The organism is Corynebacterium hylobatis (assembly GCF_003955685.1).
Lineage (GTDB): Bacteria > Actinomycetota > Actinomycetes > Mycobacteriales > Mycobacteriaceae > Corynebacterium > Corynebacterium hylobatis.
In genome coordinates this window covers 24,350-50,533 of record NZ_RXHJ01000015.1, presented here as the reverse complement: position 1 = coordinate 50,533, position 26,184 = coordinate 24,350, and the positions used below count along the sequence as shown (strand labels likewise).

Below are 26,184 nucleotides of genomic sequence, written 5' to 3'. Positions count from 1 at the left end.
TCCATGCGCACCCCGGTGCTGGCGCTGACCTCAGCGCTGGGACTGATCACCCTCCTGCTTATCGACGCCCCGTCAGTCCCCACCCTCCTCTCCCGCATCCTGCCCGTCCTCAGTTTCGTCGCCGCCATGTCAGTGGTCGTCGCAGCTGCCGGGGCCGTCAGCACCTTCGAGGCCGTGATCGGGAAGGTGCAGGCGGTGCTCGGCCTGGGAGGTTCGGCTCCGGGGCGTGGATCGTCGGCGCGCGCCTGGGCACTGATCCTGGGTGTGAGCCTGGTGATCACCGTCTTCTTCTCCCTGGACACCACCGCCATCCTGGCCACTCCGCTGGTGATCACGCTGGCGCGTGGCGTCGGCATAAACCCCCTGGCCGCCGCCTTCGCGGTGATCTGGATGGCGAACCTCGGTTCCCTGCTCCTGCCGATCTCCAACCTGACCAACCTGCTCGCCGTGCAGACGGACGCGTTCTCCCGCGTCGCTGATTACGTGGCGGTGAGCTGGCTGCCCGCGCTGGTGCTGGTGGTCGTGGCTGTGGTTGCGCCGCTGGTGGTGGCTCGGTTTGCTGGTGTTCCGGCTGCCGTTTCCGCGGGTGATGGTTCTGCGGGTGGGGTTGGTCTGGATCGGGAGGCGAAGGTTTTCACCGCCCTGATCGGCGTGCTACTGGTGGCCCTGCTCATGCCTGTCGACGTCTGGATCTCCACCACCATCGCTGCATTGGTGGCTCTGGGGCTGCTGCACCACTGGTCGCTGCCGACCCCGGTGCACCACATGATCCCGTGGGCCACCCTGCTGTTCGCCTTCTCCTTGACGACGAGTGCCGCGATCATCCACAGTCTGGGCCTGCTGGATCCGGTGCTGTCAACGCTCTCGGATTCGGGCCTGTTCACCCTCGCCTTCGCGGGTGTGGCGCTGTCCAACCTGATCAACAACATCCCCGCCTACCTGGCGCTCGAGCCCGCGGCGAGCTCCCCCGAGAGCTTCATGGCCCTGCTCATCGGTGTCAACGCCGGGCCGATCATCACCCCCTGGGCCTCCCTGGCCACTTTACTGTGGGCGCACCAGGCCAGGCAGCAAGGAGTGCAGGTGAGCTGGGGGATGTTTGTGTTGGGCGGGCTGGTGTTGGCTCCGGTGGCGGTGGGAGCGGGCGTCGGGGTGCTGGGCTTGAGCAACGGGTAATCAGAACCTGGCCTCCGCCTGGTTCATGAGCGGTGAGGCTACTCCCCCACATAAGCAATCGCGTCGATCTCCACAGTCGCCCCGTACGGAAGGCGCGAGGCCTCCAGGAATGTCCGCGCTGGGCGAGCCTCAGTAAAGTACTCGACGAACTGCTCGTTAGCTTCTTCACGCAGGGTGATGTCAGTGACGAAGTAGGTCAGCTTCACCAGCTGCTCCAGCCTCCCACCTTCGGAAGCAAGCCGTTCCGTCATCCGCTCCAACGCCGCGGCCAACGCCTCTTCCCGACCTTCCACCGGCTGGTAGTTCTCATCCACGGACAGTGCCCCGGAGACGAAGATGAAATCTCCGGCGCGCTTGGCCATTGCGTACGGATGGTCAGAGGTCGGCTGCATGGCAGGTCCTTTCTCGGCAGGTGTTTCCTCCATCCTCGCCAAGCCCCTCTCCTTTGGCCATGAAACGGTCCATCTACCCCCTATTGAGCTCTGTACGCGGCGTCAATAAGTAGCGCGCTATGCCACTGTCACGCTGAGCGCGGGGAACCCCTCGACGCGGGTCTCGACACGCTGGCCGGATTCCAACCAGTGCGCGGCGGTCATCGCCCCGGCCAGGATGGGAGCGTCAGCGGGCAGCTCGAAGCCGTAGCGCAGCGTCATGGTGGCCAGCTGATCGAAGACGATGAAGGGGTCACCGAGAATGGCGTCGGTGGTGGAGCCTTCAACGGGTTCATCGTTGATGAGGAACTCGACGGGTAGACCGCGCAGCTCCCGCGGGAAGTCCTGCCACTCCCCCACGATGAACTCAGCGGCGGAGGTGTTGTCGGCGACGACATCACTGAGGCTGAATTTGAAGTTGCGGTAGCGGGAATCGATGACCTCCATGCCCACGGCGACGGCGTCGACGCTCTCGCGGATGCGCAGGGAGAGGGACTCGGGGGTGTCGTCGGCACGCAACTCCACGGGCTGGCCGAGGCGGAATACGAGTTCGGGTTCGATCCGCGGGTGGATCAATCCGGCCAATGACAAGGGCCGGTCAGCGGGGTGTTTCATCTCCGCGGTGAGGAAACCGACGATGACGTCGGAGACGCCCATCTGCTCCATCTTGGACTTCGAGGTGAAGCCGAGCTTCGGGCCGATGTAGCTCTCCCCTGATGCAACGCGGGAGCGCAGGTTGCGGGCCTGAATGGCATAGGCATCGTCCAACGTGAGGTCCGTGCCTAGGGCGTGTCTCCTAAATAGGTTGGTCGGTGGGGCGATACTGGATCGGTGAGTGACACCAAAAGTCGGTTTCGCGTCCTGACCGACCACCAGTGGGAGACGGTTGAGCGCCTTCTGCCCAGCAGTGATGGGCAGCGGGGTCGCCCCTTTCACAACAGTCGGCTGGTCGTTGAGGGCATCATCTACCGCTACCGCACCGGAATCCCGTGGCGGGACCTGCCCCGCGATGAATACGGCCCCTGGCAGACCGTCTGGAAACGGCACCGCCGCTACTGCGCCGACGGCACGTGGGATGCCGTCCTGACCTACCTGCTGACGGTGGCCGATGCGGAAGGAAAAATCGACTGGAACGTCTCCGTCGACGCCTCGATCACGCGTGCCCACCAGCACGCGACGAACACGACCCGGCCCGAGCAGGACACAGGGGGCTCGATCGAATCACAAGAATCTGCCGCTGGCGCTGACTGAACCAGCAGGTCACGGAATTGGCCGGTCGCGCGGTGGGCTGTCGAGCAAGATTCACGCCGGCGTCGACGGACACGGCCGTCCCCTGTCTGTGGTGGTCACCGGCGGGCAGCGCAACGACGGTGCGATGCTTCAGGCTGTGCTCGACGACATCCACGTCCCGCGCATGGGTCCCGGGCGGGCGCGGTCGCGTCCGGATGCGGTCCTGGCTGACCGTGGCTACGCGACGACGGTGATTCGGCGTGACCTGCGTAAGCGGGGGATCGTGGCGGTCATTCCTGAAAAGCGTGACAGTATCGCGGCCCGTAAACGTAGAGGCAGCAAAGGTGGGCGCCCGCCCGCCTTTGACCCTCATGCCTACAAGGGCCGCAATGTTGTCGAGCGGGCGTTTGCCCTGGCCAAGCAGTGGCGGGGCCTGGCCACCCGCTATGACAAACTCGCCGTGGTTTATCGTGGAGCCGTCGTGCTCTGTGCTGTGCTCACCTGGCTCAGAGCTTTAGGAGACACGCCCTAGCTGGGCCACAGACGTGGCGGTGGCGCGGGCGTTATCGAGTTCGGCGGCGATCCGGGCAAGATCCCTGGTCATGTTCTACATTCCTTCCGGGTGGCGGCTCTGGGGCCAGGCTAGAAGATCCTCCGGCACTGCAGCGTCGATCTGCCTACGATGGGCAGGCATGGAGCTTCTTGTACATCTGCTGAATGCGGATCCCGCTGCCCCGCGCCTGACCGTCTACAACGAGTCGACCGGCGCGCGGCTCGACTTCTCCGCGCAGACGCTGGACAACTGGGCCGCGAAGGTCGGAAACATGCTGCTGGAGGAACTCGACCTCGACTCCTCCTCCACGATTCTTCTCGATCTCCCCGTGGGCTGGCAGCCGGTGGCCATTGTGCTCGGCGCACTGGCCGCGGAGGTCGAGTGGGAGCTCGGTTCCTCCGGTGACGCCGATGTGGTGTTCACCTCCCCTGCCTCCTACGAAGAATGGGCGGACACGGGTGCCGACGTCGTCCTGGTCACCGAGGACCCCTTCGGTCGCGGCGTCGTCGAGACCGGCGGCACCCTACCTGTCGGGGCCATCGACTTCGGCCCCACCGTCCGCTTCTACGGCGACCAGTTCTTCGGCCCCGCCCCCTCCCTCATGGATGTCGTCGTCACCTCCGCCCCCGCCGAGCGCGTGCTGTCCACGGGTTGGACCACCGCGAAGGGTCTGGTGAAGGCCGTCCTCGAACCGCTCTCCGCAGGCGGTTCCGCGGTTGTCGTCTCCGGTGGGCTTGTCGATGCTGCCCGTCTCGACGCCATCGCCACCGCCGAGAAGGCGACCGTCAGGTTGTAGCCGGACATCCACTCCCCTCATCTGTCTGGTGCTACGGTTTCCTCCATGGCAACGGTCACATTCGACAAGGTCTCCATCCGCTATCCCGGCGCGGAACGTCCGACGGTGAAGGATCTGGATCTGCAGATCGCGGACGGGGAATTCCTGGTGCTGGTCGGCCCCTCGGGCTGCGGCAAGTCGACGACGCTGCGTGCGCTGGCAGGTCTGGAGCCGGTGGATTCAGGGCAGCTGCTCATTGACGGCCGGGACGTGACCGGTGTGGAGCCGGGGGGTCGGGACATTGCGATGGTCTTCCAGAACTACGCGTTGTATCCGCACCTGTCCGTCGCAAAGAACATGGGCTTCGCGCTGAAGCTGGCGAAGATGCCGGCGAAGCAGATCGATGAGCGGGTGCGTAACGCCGCGGAGATGCTCGGTCTGGAGGAGTTTCTGGAACGTAAGCCGAAGGATCTGTCGGGTGGTCAGCGTCAGCGCGTGGCCATGGGTCGGGCGATCGTGCGGGACCCGAAGGTTTTCCTCATGGATGAGCCCCTGTCGAACCTGGATGCGAAGCTGCGTGTGCAGACCCGTTCGGAGCTGGCGGCCCTGCAGCGTCGCCTCGGCACCACCACCGTCTATGTCACCCACGACCAGGTGGAGGCGATGACGATGGGTGACCGTGTGGCGGTGCTCAAGGAGGGGATCCTGCAGCAGGTCGCCCCGCCGCGGGAGCTCTACGACCGTCCCGTCAATGAGTTCGTGGCGGGTTTCATCGGTTCGCCGTCGATGAATCTCTTCCCGGGCGAGGGTGTGACGCTGGGTGTGCGTCCGGAGGCGATGCGGGTGCTCACCGCCGGTGATGACCTGCCCGCGGGGTGGGTCCCGAAGGAGGGCACCGTCGACCTGGTGGAGGAGCTGGGTTCGGAGTCCTACGTCTACGCCATCTCGGAGGGGGTGCGTCTGGTGGCCCGCCTGGGCCATAAGGATGTGCCCCGACCGGGTGAGCAGGTGCGTTTGGCTTTCGACCCGGCCCAGGCGCACCATTTCGATCTGCGGTCGGGCATACGTATCGAATGATCACCCCCGCCAAGGGGTGATCTGAAATAAAGCCCACATCAGGTATTAGCTGCCTCACTAGATTTGAAGTCACCAAACGTTACGAAAGGTGACCTATCCGTGAACGCCTCCTTCTTCAAGCGCAAGCCGGCACGCTCCCTGGCCGCAGTTGCCATCATCAGCTCCGTGGTCCTGGCGGGCTGTACCACCACCGATGATGACGCCGACACCACGGCAACCGCCACGACCACCGCGGAGGCCTCCGGCGCCGACGGTCGCGGCCCGATCACCTTCGCCATGGGCAAGAACGACACCGACAAGATCATCCCGGTCATCGAGAAGTGGAACGCCGAGAATCCGGACGAGGAGGTCACCCTCCGTGAGCTGGCCGGTGAGGCCGACGCCCAGCGCGAGACCCTGGTTCAGTCGCTGCAGGCCGGCAACTCCGATTACGATGTCATGGCCCTCGACGTCATCTGGACCGCCGACTTCGCCGCCAACCAGTGGATCACCCCGCTGGAGGGCGACCTCGAGGTGGACACCTCCGGCCTGCTGGACGCGACCGTCGAGTCCGCGACCTACAACGACACCCTCTACGCGCTGCCGCAGAACACCAACGGTCAGCTGCTCTACCGCAACACGGAGATCATCCCGGAGGCCCCGGAGAACTGGGCCGAGCTGGAGGCCTCCTGTGCTGACGCCGAGGCAGCCGATGTCGACTGCCTGACCCTGCAGCTCAAGCAGTACGAGGGTCTGACCGTCAACACCGTCGGCTTCATGGAGGGCTGGGGCGGTGGCGTTCTGGATTCCGACGGCAATGTCACCGTCGACTCCGACGACTCCCGTGCCGGTCTGCAGGCGCTTGTCGACGGCTACGAGAACGGCACCATCGCGTCGGGCTCCACCTCCGCGACGGAGGAGGAGACCAACCTCGCCTTCGTTGAGGGCGAGACCGCCTACGCCATCAACTGGCCCTACATGTTCACCAACGCCGAGGGTGAGACCTCCGCCGTCGCCGGCAACTTCGAGGTCCAGCCGCTGGTCGGCCAGGACGGTGTCGGTGTCTCCACCCTGGGTGGCTACAACAACGGCATCAACATCAACTCGGAGAACAAGGCCACCGCGCGTGACTTCATCGAGTTCGTCATCAACGAGGAGAACCAGACCTCCTTCGCGGAAGCGTCCTTCCCGCCGGTCCTGGCCGCCATCTACGAGGATGACGCCCTGATCGAGCAGTTCCCGTACCTGCCGGCGCTGAAGGAATCCCTGGACAACGCAGCGCCGCGTCCGGTCTCCCCGTTCTACCCGGCCATCTCCAAGGCCATCCAGGACAACGCCTACGCGGCGCTGACCGCCGGCAAGTCCGTCGACGACGCCACCACCGACATGCGGGCCGCCATCGAGAACGCCTCCAACTAGGTTCCCTCCCCGCACGACCCGCTGAAAACCTGCCCACCCGGGCAGGTTTTCTGTGGTTTTGTGGGAGGTGACACTTTTCCTCCAAGGAGCCGCACATGCTGAAACGTGCCAGCCAGACCCGCTCGGCGGCCTGGCTGATCGCCCCCGCGTTGATCGTCCTGGCCGTGGTCATCGGCTACCCGATCCTGCGCGCCCTCTTCCTGTCCTTCCAGGCCGACAAGGGCCTCGACCCCGCCACCGGCCTGTTCGTCGAGGGCGGTTTCGCCGGTTTCGACAACTATCTCTACTGGCTGACCAACCGGTGCATGTCGTCCTCCGGGGTGGTCTCCACCTGTCCCCCGGGCGTGCTGGCCACCGATTTCTGGCCTGCCGTGCGCATCACACTGTTCTTCACCGTGGTGACCGTGACCCTGGAGACGATCCTCGGCATGATCATGGCGCTGATCATGAATCACGAGTACCGCGGCCGGGGCCTGGTGCGTGCGGCGGTGCTCATCCCCTGGGCGATCCCCACCGCCGTGACGGCGAAGCTGTGGCAGTTCATCTTCGCCGACCGGGGCATCATCAACGAGTTGTTCAACCTGGACATCAGCTGGACCACCGATCCCTGGGCCGCCCGGGCCGCCGTCATCGTCGCGGACGTGTGGAAGACGGCCCCCTTCATGGCACTGCTCATCCTCGCCGGACTGCAGATGATCCCCAAGGAGATCTACGAGGCCTCCCGCGTGGACGGTGCCTCCCGCTGGCAGCAGTTCCGGCTGATCACCATGCCCCTGGTCAAACCGGCGCTCATGGTGGCGGTCCTCTTCCGCACCCTGGATGCGCTGCGCATGTACGACCTTCCCGTCATCATGATCTCCGCCTCCTCCAACTCTCCCACCGCCACCATCTCCCAGCTGGTGGTCGAGGACATGCGGCAGAACAACTTCAACTCCGCCTCGGCTCTCTCCACGCTGATCTTCCTGCTCATCTTCGCCGTCGCGTTCATCATGATCCGCTTCCTCGGCGCCGACGTCTCCGGGCAACGCGGTGTGAAGGGTCGGAAGGTCCCTGGGTTGAGGAAACGTCGGGAAGCAAGGAAGAAGCAGGAGGTGACGGCATGAGAAAAGCCGCACTCTGGCACTACGTGGGCGTGCTGTTCATCATGTTCTGGGGGCTCGCCCCCTTCTACTGGATGGTCGTGGTCGCCTTGCGCGACAGCGCCCACACCTTCGACACCACCCCCTGGCCCACGCACGTCACCCTGGAGAACTTCCGGGACGCGCTGGCCACCAACAAGGGCAACGACTTCCTCGGGGCCATCGGCAACTCGCTGCTCATCTCGGTGACGACGACCTCCCTGGCTGTCCTCGTCGGTGTGTTCACCGCCTATGCCCTGGCCCGTCTGGAGTTCCCCGGCAAGGGACTGGTCACCGGCATCATCCTGGCCGCCTCCATGTTCCCGGGCATCGCGCTGGTCACCCCGCTGTTCCAGCTCTTCGGCGACCTGGGCTGGATCGGCACCTACCGGGCGATGATCATCCCCAACATCTCCTTCGCCCTGCCGCTGACCATCTACACCCTGGTCTCCTTCTTCCGGCAGCTGCCCTGGGAACTGGAGGAGGCCGCGCGTGTCGACGGCGCCTCCCGCGGCCAGGCCTTCCGCCTCGTGCTCCTGCCCCTGGCGGCCCCCGCCCTGTTCACCACAGCGATCCTGGCGTTCATCGCCACCTGGAACGAGTTCATGCTGGCCCGCCAGCTGTCGACGACCGCGACCGAACCCGTCACCGTCGCCATCGCGCGCTTCTCCGGGCCCTCGGCTTTCGAGTACCCCTACGCCTCGATCATGGCCGCCGGTGCGCTGGTCACCATTCCGTTGATCATCATGGTGCTCATCTTCCAGCGTCGTATCGTCTCCGGACTGACTGCCGGAGGTGTGAAGGCATGAGTGCGGACCCCGGCCGGGGAAAGCGGCGGCAGCTCCAGCACGAGACGCTCGTCGGTTTCCTCGGCTTCTTCGCCTTCCTCGCGCTGGCCCAGGCGGTGTGGAACCTCTTCCAACCGGAGCCGGCGTTGTGGCCGGGTTTCCTGGCGGGGTCCATGGTCGGACTCACGTGGTGGGCGTGGCGGCGGGGGCGTCGCTGATGACGGGAACTCATGAGGGACTCACCTGGACCCCGTGATTCTCCGACATTAGATGAGGGAAATAAGTATTCTGAGTTGAAGGCTGCACCCCGCAGCGGAGGGAGAGGACCATAATCGTGCCGCAGATTGTCACCGTCCTGCCCACTGATGCAGGAACCTTCCGGGGCGTCGCTTTCCCTGACCGTATCCAGCTGAGCCGATGACCATGCGCCAGGAATCCCGCAGCCAGGACTCAGTGCGGAAATTCGGGGTCGAAGAGGAACTGCTCCTCGTGGAAGCCGGCAGCCTGCATCCGCTGCCGGCGGCAGAACAGCTCGTGAAACTGGCCCGACGACGCTCCCGCAGCGGCCACACGATCACCCAGGAGTTCAAGCAGGAGCAGATCGAGGTGGTGTCCCCACCGCAGACCACCCTGGCAGCTCAGCTGACGGCCATCCGCACGGGTCGCGCCATGGCCGAGGAAGCCGCCGCACAGGTGGGAGGCCGAGTGGTGGCTCTGCCCACCGCCCCCGGCGCGCTCATCCCCCACCTGGTGCCGACCCCACGGTTCCGGCAGATCCGGGACAGCTTCGGGATCACCGCCGTGGAACAGCTCACCTGCGGTTTCCATGTCCATGTCGAGATCAATTCCCGCGAAGAGGGAATCGCGGTCATGGACCGGATCCGTGTCTGGCTGCCGGCAATCCTGGCGCTCAGTGCGAACTCCCCGTTCTGGGGCGGGGTCGACACCGGCTTCGCCTCCTACCGCTACCAGTTGTGGAACCGGTGGCCGACGGCAGGGCCGACGGAGATCTTCGGGTCAGTCGACAGCTATGACAGGTTATGCGAGGCCCTGTTGGACACCCAGGTGCCCATGGACATCGGCATGCTCTATTTCGATGCCCGGCTCGCCGAACGCTTCCCCACCATTGAGGTGCGGGTGGCTGATGTGTGTCCGGAGGCTGAACATGCGGCGGCGATTGCGGCGCTCATCCGGGCACTGGTGGAGACGGCAGCCTGCGCCTGGCACGACGGAGTCGAACCCGACCCGATCCGGGGTGAGCTGCTGAAAACATGGTCATGGCAGGCCAGCCGCGACGGCGTCAACTCGACGCTCATCCTCCCCTCCACAGGGCGTCGCGCCCCGGCCGCCGAGGTGATCGCGAGTCTGCTCAACCACGTCCGCCCCGCACTGCTCAAGTACGGGGAGGAAGAGGCGGTGACGAAGACGGTCGAGGCCATCCTCCGCTCCGATTCCGGGGCACGACGCCAGCGTGAGGCATACGCCCGGCGCCAGAACATGTACGACGTGGTCTCCGCCGCGCACGAGGTCACCCACCACAACGGCTGAAAGGCTCAACCCAGCAGCCGCCGCCACCCGATGCGCAGCACCGAATGCGGCAACGCCAGGCATTCGCGCAGCAGGGCAACCGCCAACCGGGGTGCCGGGGTGCGGGCGCTGACCACCGTCACCGGAATGCCCAGATGCCAGGCCCATAGACGGGTGCGCCAGACGTGGAAATCGCTGGTCACTACAGTCCAGCACCGGGTATCCGGAAGCAGCGCGCGGGCATTCTCCAGGTTCTCGTTCGTGCTGGCCGCCCGAGGCTCCTGCAGGATCAACTGCTTATCGACGCCGCTTTCCACCAGCCAGTCCGCCATGGCCGCGGCCTCGCCACGGCCGGAGACGATGATGGGGCGGGCGTCGAGAATCGAGAGTGCTTTCTGCAGCCGGGCCTCGAGGATACGGCCCGGATACCCGTGGCGCGTGCGGGCACCGAGAACCAGGATCGGCATGGCAGCTCCTAAAGAAAGGATTGCGCGGTGGCGCGGAGAGTCTCCGCGTGCAGGACAGCCTCAATCCTATGGGCCGGGGTGATCGCCGCGTGGAGGGTCTCATGCGCGGCGAGCAGACGCCGGTGGATCTCAGCGGCCTCCTGCTCCTGCCCCTCCAACGGGGTGCCGATGCCCTTTGTCAGGATGAGACTGTCCCAGCGGGTGATCGTCTCCGCCAGATCCAGGGAGGTGTCGCGGGCCAGGGCCTCGATCTCCGCCTCCACGGCCCGGGCCTGAGTGGACTCATCGGCCGAGGTCCTGGCCTGGACGAACATATAGCCGCCGACGAACAGAGCCACCGCAGGCACCGCGAAAGCCAATACCCACAACAGGATGGCGATGCCCCACATGATCGCCCCGAGGACGAACACGCCCACCAGGAGCATGCCGCATCCGGAACTGTTCTTGTTCATGAGTTCAACGAGCTCCACATCGCATCAGCCAGCTGGAAGATCAGGACACCCAGGAGCAGCCCCAACCCGATCACCGCGACTCCGCCGAGGACCCAGAACATGGGGCTGACTGGCGTCTCCCGCTTCTCCAGGTCGCGTGCCAGCTGCATCATACGGGCACGGACAGCGGTGTGTTCTGCTTCGGTGGTGGCCAGGCGGCGTCGGCTGCGCAACCACTGGACATCGGCGGCCGTGGTCATGGCCCGCGGGGATTTTTCAGGCATGCGATCAAATTAGCTGACACCCCGGACACGGAAACCAGGGGTGTTCGAGGGAGACCCGAACAAAGTGCCGCCGGCCCGCTGTCACATCGGTGGGCTGACGCGGTAGAGGTGCTCGTTGGCGAACTCCCGGATGCCCCACTCCGCCAGTTCCCGACCGTAACCGGAACGGCCGATGCCGCCGAAGGGCAGGCCGGGCCGGGAGGCACCAGTCTCATTGATGTAGGTCATCCCGGCCTCCATGCGGGCGGCCACCTGCTGCGCCAGTTCCAGGTCGTTGGCGAAGACGTAGCTGCCCAGGCCGTAATCCGTGTTGTTGGCGAGCTCGACGGCCTCCTCGATGTCCCGGACGCGGTAGAGGATGGCCACGGGGCCGAAGATCTCGTTGCAGCCCACATCGGAGGCCGGATCGACGTCCACGAGCAGCGTCGGTTCCATGAAGGCACCCGGACGGTCGATTGCCCGGCCGCCGACGGCAATGCGCGCCTGACCCGCCTGCTCCGCCGCCGCCAGCCGGTCGACCACCTCATCGCGGGCATCCACCGACGACAGCGGGCCGACCTTGGCGTCCCCGTCATCCCACGCCCCGACCGGCAGACCGCTGATCCGTTCCGTGAGGAAATCGAACGCCCGGTCATAGAATTCATCAAGGACGATGAGACGCTTCGGGGCATTGCACGCCTGCCCGGTATTGGCCATCCGCGCACTGACGTAGCGGGAAAGCACCTTGTCCAGGTTGTGGTCGTCGAGCACGAGGAAAGGGTCGTTGCCGCCCAGTTCCAGCAGGGACTTCTTGTGGTTCTCCCCGGCGGTCTTCGCCACTGCCGCCCCCGCCTGTTCCGAACCGGTCAGGGAGACCGCGGCGATCCGCGGATCAGCGACGAAGGCGTCCATCTGGGAGCCGGAGGCGTGGATGTTCCGGAACACATCCACCGGCAGACCGGCCTCCGTGAAGAGTTCCTCCATGGTCCGGGAGGACAGCGGACAGATCGAGGCGTGCTTGAGGATCAGTGTGTTGCCCAGCAGCAGATTCGGTGCCGCCCAGCGCGCCACCTGGTAGTAGGGGAAGTTCCACGGCATGATGCCCAGCACCGTGCCCAGTGGCTCCCGCCGGACGAAGCTCCGCAGCGCTCCCTGTGCCGGCAGCTCCCGGTCCGCGAGCAGCTCGTGGGCATGTTCGGCGTACCAGTCGTAGATGTCGGCGACCACCGCTATCTCGCTCTCCCCCTGGCGGCGCAGTTTGCCCATCTCCCGGCCGATGTATTCGGCGAGCTGCCCCTTCTGCTCCCGGTACAGGGTGGCGGTGCGGCGCAGGATCCCGGCACGCTCTTCGATGGAGGTCGCCCGCCATGTCCGGAATGCGGCGGTGGAACGGTCGAGGAGATCGTCGCGGTCGGAATCATGGAAACGCGGGAACGTCTCCTCCGTCTGACCGGTACTGGGGTTGTGCAGAGCGAGGTTCGTCATGCCCCCTGCCTACCCGCACCGGGGTGTTCTCCGCTACCCCTCGAGCAGCTGCCTGCGCAGGGCCTCGTCCTTGGCCTCGACCTCGGCGGCCATCTTCTTCTGGTACTCGGCCATCTTCTCGGTCAGGGCCGGGTCGCCGGCACCGAGGATGCGCACGGCCAGCAGGCCGGCGTTCTTGGCGCCGCCGATGGAGACGGTGGCGACGGGGACACCGGAGGGCATCTGCACGATGGAGAGCAGGGAGTCCAGGCCGTCGAGGTCCTTGAGGGCGCGCGGCACACCGATGACGGGCAGGGGGGTTGCTGCGGCGACCATGCCCGGCAGGTGGGCGGCACCGCCGGCGCAGGCGATGATGACCTTGAGGCCGCGCTCGTGGGCGGACTTGGCGTAGGCGAGCATGCGCTCCGGGGTGCGGTGGGCGGACATGACGCCGACCTCGAGGGGGACGCCGAATTCGGCGAGGGCCTCGGCTGCGGGGGCGACGGTGGGCCAGTCCGAGTCCGAGCCCATGATGATGCCGACGAGAGGGGGCATTCCAGTTCTCCTTTAAGCGGTGTAACCGTCAGCCCAGCGGGCGTTGACGAGGTAATCGGCGGCGAGGTTCGCTTCTCGACGCACGCGCGGCAGGTCATCGCCCGCCAGGTTGACATGGCCGATCTTGCGGCCCGCGCGCCAGGTCTTGCCGTAGAGGTGGATCTTCGCGGCCGGGAAACGCTCCCACACATCGGCCATGCGGCGGGCCATGGGCAGCTCCGGGTCGACGTCCCCGCCGAGGACGTTGGCCATGACGGTGACCGGGGCGGTGGTCTCGACGCTGCCCAGCGGGTAGTCGAGGACGGCGCGCAGGTGCTGTTCGAACTGGCTGGTCACGCAACCGTCCTGGGTCCAGTGGCCGGTGTTGTGCGGGCGCATGGCCAGTTCGTTGACGGCGATGGTGGGCTGGCCGTTCTCGTCGCGGAACTCGAAGAGTTCGACGGCCAGTGCGCCGGTGACGCCGAGTTCCTCTGCGATGCTCACCGCGAGTTCCTGGGCGCGTCCGGCAAGCTCGGCGGACAGCTCGGGTGCCGGGGCGACGGCCTCGGTGCAGATGCCGTTCGTCTGGACCGACTCCACGACCGGCCACGGCACGACCTGGCCCGAGGGGCGGCGGGCGACCATGGCGGAGAGCTCGCGGACCAGCGCGACCTTCTGCTCCGCCATGAGGGGCGTGCCGGCGTCGAGAAGCTCTCGGGTCAGCTCGGCGAGCTCCTCCCGGGTGGCGGGGAACCACACGCCGTGGCCGTCGTAGCCGCCACGGCGGGCCTTGAGGCAGACGGCGCCGTCGACGGCGTCGAAGAAGGCGTCGGCGTCCTCGACGGATTCGATGGCGGCGAAGGGCGGAACCGGGGCGCCGATCTCCCGCAGGCGCCTGCGCATGACGAGCTTGTCCTGCGCGTTGACCAGGGCCTCGGGGCCGGGCTGGACGTTGACGCCCTCGCTGATCAGCTGCCGCAGGTGCTCGGTGGGGACATGCTCATGGTCGAAGGTCATCACGTCAACACCCCGGACGGCCTCACGCAGATCGTCGAGATCCGTGTAGTCGCCGAGCACCACGTCCGCGGCCACCTGGGCGGCGGAGGAATCGGGGGCGCCCGCCAGCAGACGGATCGACTGGCCGAGCTCAATCGCCTCGGTCTGCATCATGCGGGCCAGCTGGCCGTCGCCGATGACGGCGACAACCGGCATACCGGGGACGTGGGCGTTCGGGTTTCCGGAGGTACCTGCAGGTTCAGTCACGTGCCCAACTATAGCCAGCACAGACCCTGCACCAGTAGTGCGGTTGCTGCGCGCCGGTTCACCAGTAGTTCGCCTGCGCGGACGGCAGCGAATTCTCGATGAGTCCGGCAACCCTCTTGGCCCGGGGCACATCCGGGAAGTGCAGCGGACGGTCATAGCCCGCGATCGCCAGGGAGATGCCGTTGCGGCGGCGTTTCACGGAGCGGATGTCCCGCAGCGGGATGGAGTCGGTGCGGGAGCGCAGCGCTCCGGCGCGCACCACGATGCGGCGGTCGGTGACCACGAAGCGCTGGCGGCGGGCACGGAGCAGAGGCAGTCCGAAGCGCCAGAGGGACAGTGCCGCCCAGATGATCACCACGGCATTACGCAGCTGGGATTCCACCTCCATGCCGGGTTGGTCGAGCCAGCCGATGAGCATCCAGGACAGGCCGGTGACCAGGATGAGTTCGAGCACGGGGAAGGTGAGGGTACGCAGCGGCGACGTGAGGTCGGCGCGCACCACTTCTCCTTCATCGGGCCGGAACAGTTCCATGTGGCGGCATCATACCCTGCACACCTGTTCGGTACCCGACTGGCCATAACCAGCCGGGCGACCGGTCAGTAGCTGGCGTCGGTGCGGCGCAGGTGCGTGACATCCCCGGCGGCGATGAGGTGGCGGGTGCCGTCCTCGGCGCGCAGGTCGATGCGCCCGTCGGGGGCGACGTCGGTGACGGTGCCGAAGAGTTCCCCGGTGGGGGCCTCCACCCGCACGGGCTTGCCGATGGTGATGCATTCGGCGCGGTAATCATCCATGAGGGTGCGGTCGCCGGTGGCCCACTGCCGTAGTCGGCGGTGCAGGGCCTCGAGTGCGGCCACGGCCATGTCCTGCGCGGATACCTCGACCCCCTCAAGGGCCAGGGAGGTGGCGTGCGGTACCGGCAGCTGCTCACGCGTCAGGCTCACGTTGATGCCCAGACCGACGACAATGCGGGGATCCGCGGGGAAGCCGGCCGCCTCGGAGAGGATGCCGCAGAGTTTCCGCCCGTCCCAGAGGACGTCGTTGGGCCATTTGAGTTCAGGGCCGGCAGCCACGCCGGCGACAGCGCGGACGGCATCGAGGACGGCCAGACCGGTGGCCAGGGGGATGGTGCCCAGCCGGTCCAGTTCGGCGGGGGTGGGGCGCAGCAGGACGGAGAGGATGGCCTGGGAACCGGCGGGTGTGGTCCAGGGCCGGCCCAGCCGGCCACGGCCGGCGGACTGGTGGTCGGCCATGAGGGCGGACCAGGCGGGGGCTGTAACGTCTGCGAGCAGATCAGCGTTGGTAGAACCAGTGGATTCCGTCCACCGGACACGTGCGTACTGCGGCAGGCGGCCTGCCAGTTCGCGAGAAATATCGTCAGGGGTCACACCGCTAAGCCTAATGCGTCGCTCCCGCACCATCCGACACACCGATATTTTCGTCCGGAAAAGCGTTTCACCTGCGACTTCCCGGCGCGTGACGCTCATCACACAGGTTTCGTTGTGGAAACTAGCGGCCCAAGGGTCTACTATTCCCAAACATGACCATTTCCTCACCTTTGACGGACCTGTCCGAGCTGTCCGACGTGACCACCACCGCCGGCAAGATCGCCGACCTGAAGCGTCGCCGCGCCGAGGCCACCTACCCGATGGGTGAGAAAGCCGTCGAGCGCGTCCACTCCCAGAACCGACTTACCGCACGTGAGCGACTCGATTACCTCCTCGACGAGGGTTCCTTCGTCGAGACCGACATGCTGGCCAAGCACCGCACCTCCGACTTCGGCATGGGCAAGAAGCGCCCGACCACCGACGGCATCGTCACCGGCTGGGGCACCATTGACGGCCGCGAGGTATGCATCTTCTCCCAGGACGGCACCGTCTTCGGTGGCGCCCTGGGAGAGGTCTACGGCGAGAAGATGATCAAGATCATGGATCTGGCCGTGACCACCGGCCGCCCGCTCATCGGCCTGTACGAGGGCGCCGGCGCCCGCATCCAGGACGGCGCCGTGTCCCTGGACATGATCGCCCGCACCTTCTACCAGAACATCCACGCCTCGGGTGTGGTCCCGCAGATCTCCGTGATCATGGGTGCCTCCGCTGGCGGCAACGCCTACTCCCCCGCCCTGACCGACTTCGTCGTCATGGTGGAGAAGACCTCCAAGATGTTCGTCACCGGCCCAGACGTGATCAAGACCGTCACCGGCGAGGAGATCACCCAGGAGGAGCTCGGTGGAGCCACCACGCACATGTCCACCGCCGGCAACTCCCACTTCACCGCGAAGACCGACGAGGAGGCCCTCGACTGGGTGCAGGACCTGGTCAGCTTCCTGCCCTCGAACAACCGCACCCTCGCCCCGATCGAGGAGTACAGCGCCGACGAAGGTGCCGTGGGCGAGAACATCACCGCCGATGACCTGCGCCTGGACGGCATCATCCCGGATTCCCCCACCCAGCCCTACGATGTCCGTGAGGTCATCGAGTGCCTGACCGACGACGGCGAGTACCTGGAGATCCAGGCTGAGCGCGCCGAGAACGTCGTCATCGCCTTCGGCCGCATCGAGGGCCAGTCGGTCGGCTTCGTGGCCAACCAGCCCTCCGTCTACGCCGGCTGCCTGGACATCGACTCCTCCGAGAAGGCCGCCCGCTTCATCCGCACCTGCGACGCCTTCAACATCCCGATCGTCATGCTGGTCGACGTCCCGGGCTTCCTGCCCGGTGCCGGCCAGGAATACGGCGGTATCCTCCGCCGCGGCGCGAAGCTCCTCTACGCCTACGGCGAGGCCACCGTCCCGAAGATCACCGTCACCATGCGCAAGGCCTACGGTGGCGCCTACTGCGTGATGGGTTCCAAGGGCCTGGGCGCCGACGTCAACCTGGCATGGCCGACCGCCCAGATCGCCGTCATGGGTGCCGCCGGCGCCGTAGGCTTCATCTACCGCAAGGAGCTCAAGGAGGCCGCCGATAAGGGCCTCGACGTGGTCGAGCTGGCCAAGTCCTTCGAGCGCGAGTACGAGGACCACATGCTCAACCCGTACAAGGCCGCCGAGCGTGGCCTCATTGACGCGGTCATCCTGCCGTCGGAGACCCGTGGCATGATCGCCCGCAACCTGCGCCTGTACAAGGACAAGAACGTCTCCCGTCCGGCGCGCAAGCACGGCAACATCCCGCTGTAAAACATCTCTTTCACCATCCGGTGCTGCCCCGCCCGCGTCCCGCGTGACGCGGGCGGGGTTGCGCCGTCTAGACTGTAGGACCATGACTTCCACCTCCCCTGATCTCACGACCACCGCCGGAAGGCTCGCCGACCTGCGTGCCCGACTGGCGGAGGCCGAGGCCCCGGTGGGGACCGACGCCGTTGAGGCGGTCCACGCCTCTGGCCGTGCCACTGCGCGCGAGCGTGTGCTGGCTCTTCTGGACGAGAATTCCTTCGTGGAGACCGACGCCCTCGCCCGCCACCGCTCCACCCAGTTCGGTATGGACGCCGAGCGTCCACTGACCGACGGTGTGGTCACCGGTTACGGCACCGTCAACGGCCGCAAGGTCTGCGTATTCTCCCAGGACGCCACCATCTTCGACGGCATGCTCGGTGAGATGTACGGGGAGAAGATCATCAAGATCTACGACCTGGCGATAAAGACCGGTGTGCCGATCATCGGCATCCACGAGGGCGCGGGCGCGCGCATCGCCGAGGGCATCGTCACCCTGTCGATGTACTCGCGGATCCTGGCGCGCACCACCACCGCATCAGGTCTGATCCCCCAGATCGCGGTCGTCGCCGGCCACACGGAGGGCCTGCATGCCCTGGCCCCGGTCTTCGCCGACGTCGTGGTCATGGTCGAGGACGGCGGTTCGCTGCACCTGGCCGCCACCGACGTGGTGGAGAAGGTCACCGGTGCCGCCGCCACCCCGGAGTCCCTGGGCAGCGCCGCGGTGCACGCGACGACCTCCGGCACGGCGCACCTCACCGCGCCAACCGATCTGGACGCGATGGTCCTGGCGAAGGAGCTCGTCTCCTACCTGCCGGCGAACAACCGTGCCGAGGCCCCGCGCCCGGAGACCGAGACCTCCCTGGCGATCAACGACACCGACCGGGAGCTCGACAGCATCATCCCGGACTCGGACACCCACGCCTACGACGCCCACGAAGTCATCCGCCGGGTCGTCGACAACGGTGTGCTGCTGGAACTGCAGGCCGGTTACGCCGCCAACATCATCACCGGCCTGGCACGTATCGAGGGCCGGACCGTCGGCGTGGTGGCCAACCAGCCGACCGAGCTCGCCGGCTGCCTCGATTCGCCGGCCGCGGAGAAGGCCGCGCGTTTCATCCGCACCTGCGACGCCTTCAACATCCCCGTCGTCGAGTTCGTGGACTCCCCCGGTTTCCTGCCGGGCGAGGATCATGAGCACGGCGGAGTGCTGCGCCGTGGGGCGAAGCTGGCCTACGCTTATGCCGAGGCCAGCGTCGGCAAGGTCACCGTCATCACCCGCAAGGCGATCGGTCCGTCCTATGTCCTCATGGGTTCGAAGGACCTGGGCGCGGACCTCGTCTTCGCCTGGCCCACCGCGGAGATCGCCGTCACCGAGGCCCGCGCAGCTGCCGCGGCGCTGGGTGACAGGATCGACGAGGCGACCTACGCGGAGAACTACATCAACCCCTATCTGGCCGCCGAGCGCAGCCTCGTCGATGCGGTCATCGAGCCGTCCACCACCCGCGCCCAGCTCATCGAGGGCCTCCGTCTGCTCGACCGCAAGGTCATCCAGCAGCCGGCGAAGAAACACGGAAACATCCCCCTGTAAGGAGCCGATCGTGACCATCACCGCCACCAAGCCGCTGTTCAGGGTGCTCAAAGGCAACCCGAGCGCCACCGAGATCGCCGCGCTGACTGCCGTGCTCACCGCGCTGGCGAAGCAGCGTCCCGCCGAGGAGTCCGGCGAGCGCAACCTGTGGGGCCGTCCGGAGGACCGCCTCCAGCGCACCACCCTGTACAACCCGAACGCCTTCCGCAACGTCACCTTCTACTGATGCGGATCGTCCTGGCCTCCTCCTCCCCCTCACGGCGGATGATCCTCTCCAGCGCCGGCGTGGATCCACTCATCCGCCCCGCCGACGTGGACGAGGACGCTCTGCTCACATCGCTTGCCGAAGCCCCGCCGGCCGAGCGCGTCGCCGCGCTCGCCGAGGCGAAGGCGCAGGCCGTCGCGGGTGACTTCCCCGGTGACGTGGTCATCGGCGGCGACTCCATGCTGCTTCTCGACGGCCGCCTCCAGGGCAAGCCCCACACCCCGGAACGCACCATCGGGCGCTGGCGGGAGCAGGCCGGGAAGAAGGCAGAGCTGCTCACCGGCCACTGTGTGCTCTTCGGTGAGCAGAAGGTGGTGGAGACCACCTCCACGCTGGTGTATTTCGCGCAGGCCTCCGAGGCCGATATCGCCGCCTACGCGCACTCCGGGGAACCGTTGCAGTGCGCGGGTGCCTTCACCCTGGAGGCCCTCGGCGGCTGGTTCATCGACCGGATCGAGGGTGACCCCTCCTCCGTCATCGGTCTGTCCCTGCCGCTGGTGCGCCGCGCCCTGTACTCCTTCGGGCTCAACGTCAACGACTTCTGGAACCGCTGACCAGCCGCTTCGGGTACCATCTGGCCCAACAAGCGCTTCTCCGCCCGGGACGGCCCGGCGCGGTCCAGTACGGACGGGGACGGCCCCGGAACCAGGAAAAGTCTTCACCATGTCTCTGCCTGTGGCGCCGTCCACTACGGTCCGCAGCTATTTCTCCCCCTCGGTGGTGCTCCGCCTGCTGGTGGGTTGGCTCGGATTCCTCCTCTTCTCCCTGCTGGGGCCGCTGCTGTCTCCGGACTCCTCCTCCCCGGTCATCTGGTCAGTGCTGGTGGCGGTCATCGCCGTCATCGTGGTCTGCGCCTTCGGGGTGATGGAACAGGCGGAGGCGCTGGCCCACCGCCTGGGTGATCCCTACGGCACGCTCGTGCTCACCCTCTCGGTGGTGGGTATCGAGGTCATCCTCATCTCGGCGGTGATGCTCGGCCCCGGGGAGCACACCACCATCGGGCGGGACTCCATCATGGCGGTGAGCATGATCATCCTCAACCTGGTGCTGGGTCTGGCGCTGCTCATCGGTGGACTGCGCCACGGCTCACTGGCGCACAACCGCACGGGTACCTCCCAGTACCTGGTGATGATCGCCCTGCTCGCCGCCCTGGCCTTCGTGGTGCCGGGGTTCATGGGCACCGGTGGTTCCTTCACCACCGGGCAGGCGGTACCGGTGATCATTCTGACGGTTGTCCTCTACCTCTTCTTCCTCTACCGCCAGATGGGCGTGCAGAAGACGGATTTCCAGGAGGTCGGCCTGGCGGACACACCCGCGCAGAAGGTCCCGGTGGCTGCGGTCATCGCCGAGCACCGCGTGGAGGTGTCCACCCATTTTGGTCTGCTGCTCGCGTTGGTCGCCCCCATCGTGCTGCTCAGCCACAACATGGCTGCGCTTCTCGACACCGCCCTCGACCACGCCGGCGCCCCCGTTGCGCTGTCGGGCATCATCATCGCCACCATCGTCTTCCTCCCGGAGACCATCACCACCCTCCGGGCGGCCTTGACGGGCGAGATCCAGCGGGTGAGCAACCTGACCCACGGTGCCCTGGTCTCCACTGTGGGTATGAGTATCCCGGCGGTGCTCATCATCTCCCTGCTCACCGGGCAGACCGTCATCTTCGCTGAGTCCCCGGTGAACCTGGTCATGTTGGCGGTGACGATGCTCATGTCGCTGGCCACCTTCGCCGGCCCGCGGGTGACCGCGGTGCACGGTGCCGCGCACCTGGTGCTCTTCGTGGTCTACCTGATGAGTGTCTTCGCCTGAATCAGAGGAATTCCTCGATCTGCTCCCACAGCAGCGGCGCCAGGGAGTAGGAGTAGGGGACGCTCAGGTGGTTGCCGTCGCGGTAGACGTAGATGTTCCCGATGACTGCAGGGCAGTGCCCGTCCACGCAGAACCACGACGAGGTGTCGATGGCCTTCGCATGCGGCATGCCCGCCAGGTGTACGGCAGCCGGGTCCACAGGCTGGTAGAACTCGTCCTCGACCACCCCACAGGCGTAGATGTCCTCAATGTCGAGCACGCACAGCGGCACGGAGAGGTCCGAGCCGTCCTCGAAGGTCTTCCACGGGTTGTCGCGCAGCCCGGCGAAGGGGATGTCGTTGTCGGCGAGGAAGTCCCAGAACGTCAGGTAGGAGTCCGGGACCTCCTCCCGGCTGCTGCCGGTCTCGATGTAGGGTCGCGTGGTCGTGGAGACCACCAGGTCCGGCTGGACCTCCGCAAGACGGGTGAGCACGTGCTGGTTGAATTCCACACAGTCAGGTTCGAAGAGTCCGTCACGTTCCTCGGCGAAGATCGGACACGACTGGCGCACCAGGGGGAGGACCCGGAAACCATGCTCGCGGCCCAGGGCGTTGAGCGGGGGCATCCACTGTTCGGCGTGTGAACCACCCACCAGGTAGACGTCACGGGTGCCCGCCGGGTCACCGAAGAGGCAGTCCTCACCGCGTTCATCGACCGGCAGGACCGACGGATTATCACCGAAGCGGGAGATACAGTTGTCGGTCCACACCCGCGAGATCATCGAACCGATCAGCTCCGGATCGGGCTTGGGTTCGGTGGCCGGGACATCGGCGCCGAACAGGGCCTGGGCGCCGGGGTAGCGGGTGGCGTCGAGAAGCACACCGCCGGCGTTGTACAGGCGGACCTGCCACACGCCCTGGACAGTGAGCAGGGCGACCATGACCAGAGCCAGCGCCCCACCGCCCACGGCTCGGGCGCGCGCGGGACGGGAAGCACGCAGCAGAGCACGCGCCGCACCCACCCGCTGCTCCCCGGCCAACGGACGTTTCGCGTGCTGGCGCAGGGGCTTCTCCACCAGCCGGTGCGTGATGTCCGCCAGCACCACCGAGACCACCACGACCATCACTCCGAGGGAGAAGGTGACATCCTCCCGGCCCACCAGGATCAGGCTGAGGATGAGCAGCGGCCAGTGCCACAGGTACAGCGGATAGGCGATGTCACCCAGCCAGCGCATCGTGCGGTTGGCCAACCAGCCGGACAGTACGCCCTGCCCCCCGCCGAGGATCACCAGGACCGCACCACCGATCGGGTACAGGGCGGCGGGGCCGGGGAAGAGGGCGGCGCCGTCGAGAAGCAGGCCGGTGCTCAGCACCATCGCCAGCCCCACCCACGTGCACAGCTCCTGCAGGCGCGGATGCACTCTCAGCCGGTGTCCGTGCAGCGCCAGCAACCCCCCGAGGGTCAGCTGCCACATCCGCGACCACGTGGAGTAGTAGTTCAGCGGCTGCTCAGCGGGATGCAGCCACCACGCGTAGACGAAGGAGGCAACCGTGACCACGGCCAGCAGCGGGCCCACCCACCGGGCCAGCTCCAGCCCGGCGCGCCGGGCCCAGATGATGACCATGCCCAGGGCGATGGCCATCAGGTAGAACTGTCCCTGGACCGCCATCGACCACAGGTGCTGCAGGGGGCTGACCGAGCCGGAGGCGACGTTGTAGTCCGCCTGCTGCGAGGCCAGCTCCCAGTTCTGGAAGTAGAGGAGGCTGGCGGTGAACTGGTCGATGATCTCCACGCGCCGCAGCTGCGGCACCCCCCACAACGCGGCCAGGGCGGTGAGCCCGAGAACCAGCAGCAGCGCCGGGTAGAGGCGGCGGATGGTGCGCCAGATGGGCCACCAGGGGTTGGCCGAGGCGTTCTCCCGGCCGGCGTAGCGCAGCTGGGAACCGAGGAAAAAGTAGCCGCTGAGCAGCAGGAAGACGTCCACACCGCCGGAGACCCGGCCGACGAAGACGTGGAAGATGACGACGAAGGCGATGGCGATGCCGCGCAGGCCGTCCAGGTCGTACCTGTACGGGATGCGGCGCACCGCACGTTGATCGGCTGACGCCGCCCCACGGGTTGCCGTCCGCGACACGCCCATCATTCCTCTTTCCCTCGTGGTGACACTCCGTCAGGGTACACAGGAGGGAACCCGGGACCGGAATTCCCGGCTAGGCTCGGAAAGCATGAAACTCAATGACATGCTGGCCCCGCCGCCGGTCCATCTCCCCGCCGACCCGGCCGCCGGTTCCGATCCCGCTGCCGCGGACACCGCGCTCGCTCATCCGGACAGCCCGCTCGTGTGGGCCACCCGCGCCGAGGTGCTTCTCGACGCCGCGTCCACCGACGACGAGAAGCTCACCGCCTATGCCACTGCCCGCACCGGTTACCACCGTTCGCTGGATCGTCTGCGCGCCAACGGATGGAAGGGCTGGGGCCCGGTCCCCTACTCCCACGAGCCGAACCAGGCAGTGCTGCGCGCCATCGCGACGCTGGCCCGCGCAGCGCAGCTCATCGGTGAAGACGCCGAGTATGACCGCTGCCGCCAGATGCTCTCCGACGCGGATCCGGAGTCTGTGGGGCAGCTGATCGATCAGGCCTGAGGTCTGACCACGGCCCGGCCGTGACGCCGCCCCGAAAGCAGGGCGGTTCCGGCTGCAGCGATCTCCTCCAGGGTGAGCACCTCGGTGAAACCCTCCAGCACGGAGGTGTCGAGCTGTTCGGCGAGCAGGGCCCAGGCCCGCTCCCGCAGGGCGAGCGGTGCGTCAACGGAGTTGATGCCGATCAGGTGCACCCCGCGCAGGATGAAGGGCAGCACCGTGCCCGGCAGGTCCGGGCCGTGTGCCAGGCCGCAGGCGGTGGCCACGCCACCCCACTGCAGCTGGGCCAGGGCGTTGACCAGGGTGTGGGAGCCCACCGCATCGACGACACCTGCCCAGCGGGTCTGCTGCAGCGGGCGGCCCGGCTCTGCGAGCTCTGCCCGGTCGAGGATCTCCACGGCCCCGAGACCGCGCAGATAATCCCCGTGTTCCGCAACGCGCCCGGTCAGGGCCACCGGCCGGAAACCCAGCTGCGTGAGCAGATGGATGGCCACCGAGCCCACACCGCCGGTTGCACCGGTCACCAGGATCTCCCCGTCCTCCGGCTGCAGTCCCTGTTGCAGGAGAGCATCGACGGACAGCGCCGCGGTGAAACCGGCCGTACCGATCGCCGCGGCCTGCTCGGCGGTGAAGAGGGCGGGGACCTGGATGGTGGAGGCGGATTCGATACGCAGCCTCTCCGTGTAGCCGCCGTGGCGGCGCTCCCCCAGCCCGGCGCCGTTGAGCACCACCACATCACCCGGTGCGAAACGCCCCGAATCCGATTCCACGACGGTGCCCACCACATCGATGCCCGGAATAACGGGCAGGTTGCGCACCACACCCGGGTTGCCCTCGAGCGCCATGCCGTCCTTGTAGTTGAGGCTGGAGTAGGCCACGTCGATGAGCAGGTCGCCCTCACCGAGGAACTCCTCCCCCACCTCCCTGACCTCCGTGATGATGTCGCCGGCGTCGTTCCTGTCCACAATCAGTGCTCGTGTCATGGGGCCGAGTGTAGGTGGGTTGGACCGCCTCAGGCCGGGATCCCGGCCGGCAGGCCCGCTTCCACACGACCGATCGCCTCACGGGCGACCAGCTCCTGGATGCCCATGTGCAGCTCCGAGGTGAAACCGACGCACGAGCAGTTGATCTCACCCAGGACGTAGGTGTCCGAGCCGTCCGTGGCGGTGTCGAGCATGAAGTCCGCGGTCCAGATCAGCGGGATGTTGTCGCCGCCGAGCTTCTCCGCGATGACGGGGCGGGCCCCGGCGAAGGTGTCCACCAGCTCCTGCCACGCCTCAGGGCGGTCGTAGGTGTAACTGGCGCCGGAGAACAGGGTGGCGGAGAAGTTGTCCCCGCCCTCGGCGGGCTTCTTGTGCACCACGAAGACCGGGTGCGGGCCGACGAGCAGGATCCGGACCTCACCCTCGACGATGCGCGGCAGGAAACGCATGTCCACGAGCATGCCGTTGGCGCCGAGGATGTACTGGTCGCAGAAGTCCATGAACTCACCCAGCGGCCGGATCTCGGTGTGATTGTCCACTGCCTCGGTGCACTTGAGCATCGTGTCCAGAGGTAGGGCGGTGCCTGGCTCGACGGTGGCGGCCAGTTCCTTGTCCAGCAGCTGGACGCGCCAGATACCGGAGCCGGTGGAACCCCGGTTCTGCTTGAGCACCCGCTCCCCGTAGGACAGGGAGGTGGGGAAGGCCCGGTGGAAGGCCGCCACGTCATAGTAGGCGGCGGTGTCGGCGGGCACCAGGTCCGTGGTGTTGAGCTTGACCAGGGCATCCTTCGCCCCGTAGGCCATCATCTCCGCCGGAGTGGACATGCCCACGAGACCGGCGTCGGAGAGCCGGGTGAGCAGATCGAGGTAGCCGTCCTCACCGCCGGGGATGTTGCCGGGATTGACCCGCGAGAGGTAGCCGTCGAAGTTCGCGGCGGCATATCGGAACAGCTCGTCTGCCCATTCCGGACGGAAGAAGAGGACCTCGGCATGCCAGCCGGAGGCCTTGATGGCGTTGACGATCGGCATGGTGTCCCTGCGGTGTCCGTCGATGGACTTGTCTGATCCGCCCTCAACCTCAAAGACGACGATGGCCTTGTGCAATCTGCACCCCTTCCGGGAAATTCTGTGGTGATCCGGAGGGGTTCCGATCCCCCGGCAACGTGGGATTTTATCCCCACGTACCCCGTATGGCGCAGTCAGAATCGCAGGAGTAATTAAGGACAC

The 26,184-nt window shown here is 66.7% G+C and carries 29 protein-coding genes; 16 read left to right on the top strand and 13 right to left on the bottom strand.

The window, feature by feature from the left end; all coding sequences use genetic code 11:
* Positions 1-3 precede the first annotated feature (3 nt).
* A complete protein-coding gene (locus tag EAH68_RS11170) occupies positions 4-1,173 on the top strand; it encodes an SLC13 family permease (RefSeq protein ID WP_126121419.1) in 1,170 nt (389 codons plus the stop codon).
* A gap of 38 nt (positions 1,174-1,211) precedes the next feature.
* Here EAH68_RS11170 and EAH68_RS11165 read toward each other — a convergent pair whose 3' ends face one another.
* Together EAH68_RS11165 and EAH68_RS11160 are read right to left on the bottom strand one after the other, a co-directional pair.
* Entirely contained in the window at positions 1,212-1,565 is a 354-nt protein-coding gene (locus EAH68_RS11165) for a RidA family protein (RefSeq protein WP_126121418.1), read from the bottom strand.
* A 117-nt stretch (positions 1,566-1,682) separates the two neighbouring features.
* The gene (locus EAH68_RS11160) at positions 1,683-2,372 is read right to left on the bottom strand and encodes a 2-keto-4-pentenoate hydratase (RefSeq protein WP_126121417.1); all 690 of its coding nucleotides are present in this window, start codon (positions 2,370-2,372) and stop codon (positions 1,683-1,685) included.
* A 63-nt stretch (positions 2,373-2,435) separates the two neighbouring features.
* Here EAH68_RS11160 and EAH68_RS15100 point away from each other — a divergent pair, with 63 nt between their 5' ends.
* From EAH68_RS15100 to EAH68_RS11120, 9 genes are all read left to right on the top strand, one after another.
* The gene (locus EAH68_RS15100; RefSeq protein ID WP_206436403.1) at positions 2,436-2,855 is read left to right on the top strand and encodes an IS5 family transposase; all 420 of its coding nucleotides are present in this window, start codon (positions 2,436-2,438) and stop codon (positions 2,853-2,855) included.
* Positions 2,764-3,366, top strand: a complete 603-nt coding sequence (locus EAH68_RS15095) for an IS5 family transposase (RefSeq protein ID WP_206436402.1) — start codon at positions 2,764-2,766, stop codon at positions 3,364-3,366. Before EAH68_RS15100 ends, EAH68_RS15095 begins: the two co-directional genes overlap by 92 nt.
* Positions 3,367-3,526: 160 nt before the next feature.
* On the top strand, positions 3,527-4,183 hold the full coding sequence (locus EAH68_RS11150) for a TIGR03089 family protein (protein ID WP_126121416.1): 657 nt from the start codon (positions 3,527-3,529) through the stop codon (positions 4,181-4,183).
* Positions 4,184-4,228: 45 nt separating this feature from the next.
* Positions 4,229-5,239, top strand: coding sequence for an ABC transporter ATP-binding protein (locus EAH68_RS11145; RefSeq protein ID WP_126121415.1), 1,011 nt, complete (start codon positions 4,229-4,231; stop codon positions 5,237-5,239).
* Positions 5,240-5,338: 99 nt separating this feature from the next.
* Positions 5,339-6,637 carry an ABC transporter substrate-binding protein gene (locus EAH68_RS11140; protein WP_126121414.1) on the top strand — a complete coding sequence of 433 codons (1,299 nt, stop codon included), beginning with the start codon at positions 5,339-5,341 and terminating at the stop codon, positions 6,635-6,637.
* Between the two features lie 95 nt (positions 6,638-6,732).
* Complete coding sequence (locus tag EAH68_RS11135; RefSeq protein WP_126121413.1) at positions 6,733-7,740, top strand: carbohydrate ABC transporter permease; 1,008 nt, start codon at positions 6,733-6,735, stop codon at positions 7,738-7,740.
* Positions 7,737-8,564 (top strand): carbohydrate ABC transporter permease, encoded by an 828-nt coding sequence (locus tag EAH68_RS11130; protein WP_126121412.1) that lies wholly within the window; start codon positions 7,737-7,739, stop codon positions 8,562-8,564. Before EAH68_RS11135 ends, EAH68_RS11130 begins: the two co-directional genes overlap by 4 nt.
* Entirely contained in the window at positions 8,561-8,761 is a 201-nt protein-coding gene (locus tag EAH68_RS11125; protein WP_126121411.1) for a hypothetical protein, read from the top strand. The genes EAH68_RS11130 and EAH68_RS11125 overlap by 4 nt, the downstream gene beginning before the upstream one ends.
* Positions 8,762-8,960: 199 nt before the next feature.
* Positions 8,961-10,091, top strand: a complete 1,131-nt coding sequence (locus EAH68_RS11120) for a glutamate--cysteine ligase (RefSeq protein ID WP_241228425.1) — start codon at positions 8,961-8,963, stop codon at positions 10,089-10,091.
* Between the two features lie 5 nt (positions 10,092-10,096).
* Here the strand turns inward: EAH68_RS11120 and EAH68_RS11115 are convergent, their stop codons facing one another.
* The 8 genes from EAH68_RS11115 to EAH68_RS11080 all read right to left on the bottom strand — a co-directional run bounded on the left by EAH68_RS11115 (position 10,097) and on the right by EAH68_RS11080 (position 15,878).
* Positions 10,097-10,537 (bottom strand): YdcF family protein, encoded by a 441-nt coding sequence (locus EAH68_RS11115; protein WP_126121410.1) that lies wholly within the window; start codon positions 10,535-10,537, stop codon positions 10,097-10,099.
* A gap of 8 nt (positions 10,538-10,545) precedes the next feature.
* Positions 10,546-10,989 (bottom strand): hypothetical protein, encoded by a 444-nt coding sequence (locus EAH68_RS11110; protein WP_126121409.1) that lies wholly within the window; start codon positions 10,987-10,989, stop codon positions 10,546-10,548.
* Complete coding sequence (locus tag EAH68_RS11105; RefSeq protein WP_126121408.1) at positions 10,986-11,252, bottom strand: hypothetical protein; 267 nt, start codon at positions 11,250-11,252, stop codon at positions 10,986-10,988. The genes EAH68_RS11110 and EAH68_RS11105 overlap by 4 nt, the downstream gene beginning before the upstream one ends.
* A gap of 81 nt (positions 11,253-11,333) precedes the next feature.
* The gene (locus EAH68_RS11100; protein WP_126121407.1) at positions 11,334-12,716 is read right to left on the bottom strand and encodes an NAD-dependent succinate-semialdehyde dehydrogenase; all 1,383 of its coding nucleotides are present in this window, start codon (positions 12,714-12,716) and stop codon (positions 11,334-11,336) included.
* A 33-nt stretch (positions 12,717-12,749) separates the two neighbouring features.
* On the bottom strand, positions 12,750-13,250 hold the full coding sequence (purE, locus tag EAH68_RS11095) for a 5-(carboxyamino)imidazole ribonucleotide mutase (RefSeq protein ID WP_126121406.1): 501 nt from the start codon (positions 13,248-13,250) through the stop codon (positions 12,750-12,752).
* Positions 13,251-13,262: 12 nt separating this feature from the next.
* On the bottom strand, positions 13,263-14,492 hold the full coding sequence (locus tag EAH68_RS11090) for a 5-(carboxyamino)imidazole ribonucleotide synthase (protein WP_277600476.1): 1,230 nt from the start codon (positions 14,490-14,492) through the stop codon (positions 13,263-13,265).
* A 58-nt stretch (positions 14,493-14,550) separates the two neighbouring features.
* Positions 14,551-15,024, bottom strand: a complete 474-nt coding sequence (locus EAH68_RS11085; protein ID WP_126121404.1) for a PH domain-containing protein — start codon at positions 15,022-15,024, stop codon at positions 14,551-14,553.
* Positions 15,025-15,089: 65 nt separating this feature from the next.
* Positions 15,090-15,878, bottom strand: coding sequence for a biotin--[acetyl-CoA-carboxylase] ligase (locus tag EAH68_RS11080; protein ID WP_241228424.1), 789 nt, complete (start codon positions 15,876-15,878; stop codon positions 15,090-15,092).
* Between the two features lie 152 nt (positions 15,879-16,030).
* Between EAH68_RS11080 and EAH68_RS11075 the strand changes: the two genes are divergently transcribed.
* The 5 genes from EAH68_RS11075 to EAH68_RS11055 all read left to right on the top strand — a co-directional run bounded on the left by EAH68_RS11075 (position 16,031) and on the right by EAH68_RS11055 (position 21,357).
* Positions 16,031-17,662 (top strand): acyl-CoA carboxylase subunit beta, encoded by a 1,632-nt coding sequence (locus EAH68_RS11075; protein ID WP_126121402.1) that lies wholly within the window; start codon positions 16,031-16,033, stop codon positions 17,660-17,662.
* Between the two features lie 82 nt (positions 17,663-17,744).
* A complete protein-coding gene (locus tag EAH68_RS11070) occupies positions 17,745-19,286 on the top strand; it encodes an acyl-CoA carboxylase subunit beta (RefSeq protein WP_126121401.1) in 1,542 nt (513 codons plus the stop codon).
* A 10-nt stretch (positions 19,287-19,296) separates the two neighbouring features.
* Positions 19,297-19,512 (top strand): acyl-CoA carboxylase subunit epsilon, encoded by a 216-nt coding sequence (locus EAH68_RS14995; protein ID WP_241228423.1) that lies wholly within the window; start codon positions 19,297-19,299, stop codon positions 19,510-19,512.
* Positions 19,512-20,105 (top strand): Maf family protein, encoded by a 594-nt coding sequence (locus EAH68_RS11060; RefSeq protein ID WP_126121399.1) that lies wholly within the window; start codon positions 19,512-19,514, stop codon positions 20,103-20,105. Before EAH68_RS14995 ends, EAH68_RS11060 begins: the two co-directional genes overlap by 1 nt.
* Before the next feature lie 109 nt (positions 20,106-20,214).
* On the top strand, positions 20,215-21,357 hold the full coding sequence (locus tag EAH68_RS11055; RefSeq protein ID WP_126121398.1) for a calcium:cation antiporter: 1,143 nt from the start codon (positions 20,215-20,217) through the stop codon (positions 21,355-21,357).
* 1 nt (position 21,358) lies between these two features.
* Here EAH68_RS11055 and EAH68_RS11050 read toward each other — a convergent pair whose 3' ends face one another.
* Positions 21,359-23,422 (bottom strand): acyltransferase family protein, encoded by a 2,064-nt coding sequence (locus tag EAH68_RS11050; RefSeq protein ID WP_241228432.1) that lies wholly within the window; start codon positions 23,420-23,422, stop codon positions 21,359-21,361.
* Positions 23,423-23,561: 139 nt separating this feature from the next.
* On the opposite strand from EAH68_RS11050, the gene EAH68_RS11045 reads away from it, so the two are divergent.
* On the top strand, positions 23,562-23,978 hold the full coding sequence (locus EAH68_RS11045) for a DUF3151 domain-containing protein (RefSeq protein ID WP_126121397.1): 417 nt from the start codon (positions 23,562-23,564) through the stop codon (positions 23,976-23,978).
* On the opposite strand, the gene EAH68_RS11040 is transcribed toward EAH68_RS11045, so the two are convergent.
* Positions 23,969-24,958, bottom strand: a complete 990-nt coding sequence (locus EAH68_RS11040; RefSeq protein WP_126121396.1) for an MDR family oxidoreductase — start codon at positions 24,956-24,958, stop codon at positions 23,969-23,971. The genes EAH68_RS11045 and EAH68_RS11040 overlap by 10 nt on opposite strands.
* 29 nt (positions 24,959-24,987) lie before the next feature.
* Positions 24,988-26,061: a Cj0069 family protein gene (locus tag EAH68_RS11035; RefSeq protein WP_126121395.1), complete on the bottom strand. Its 1,074-nt coding sequence runs from the start codon at positions 26,059-26,061 to the stop codon at positions 24,988-24,990.
* Positions 26,062-26,184 lie beyond the last annotated feature (123 nt).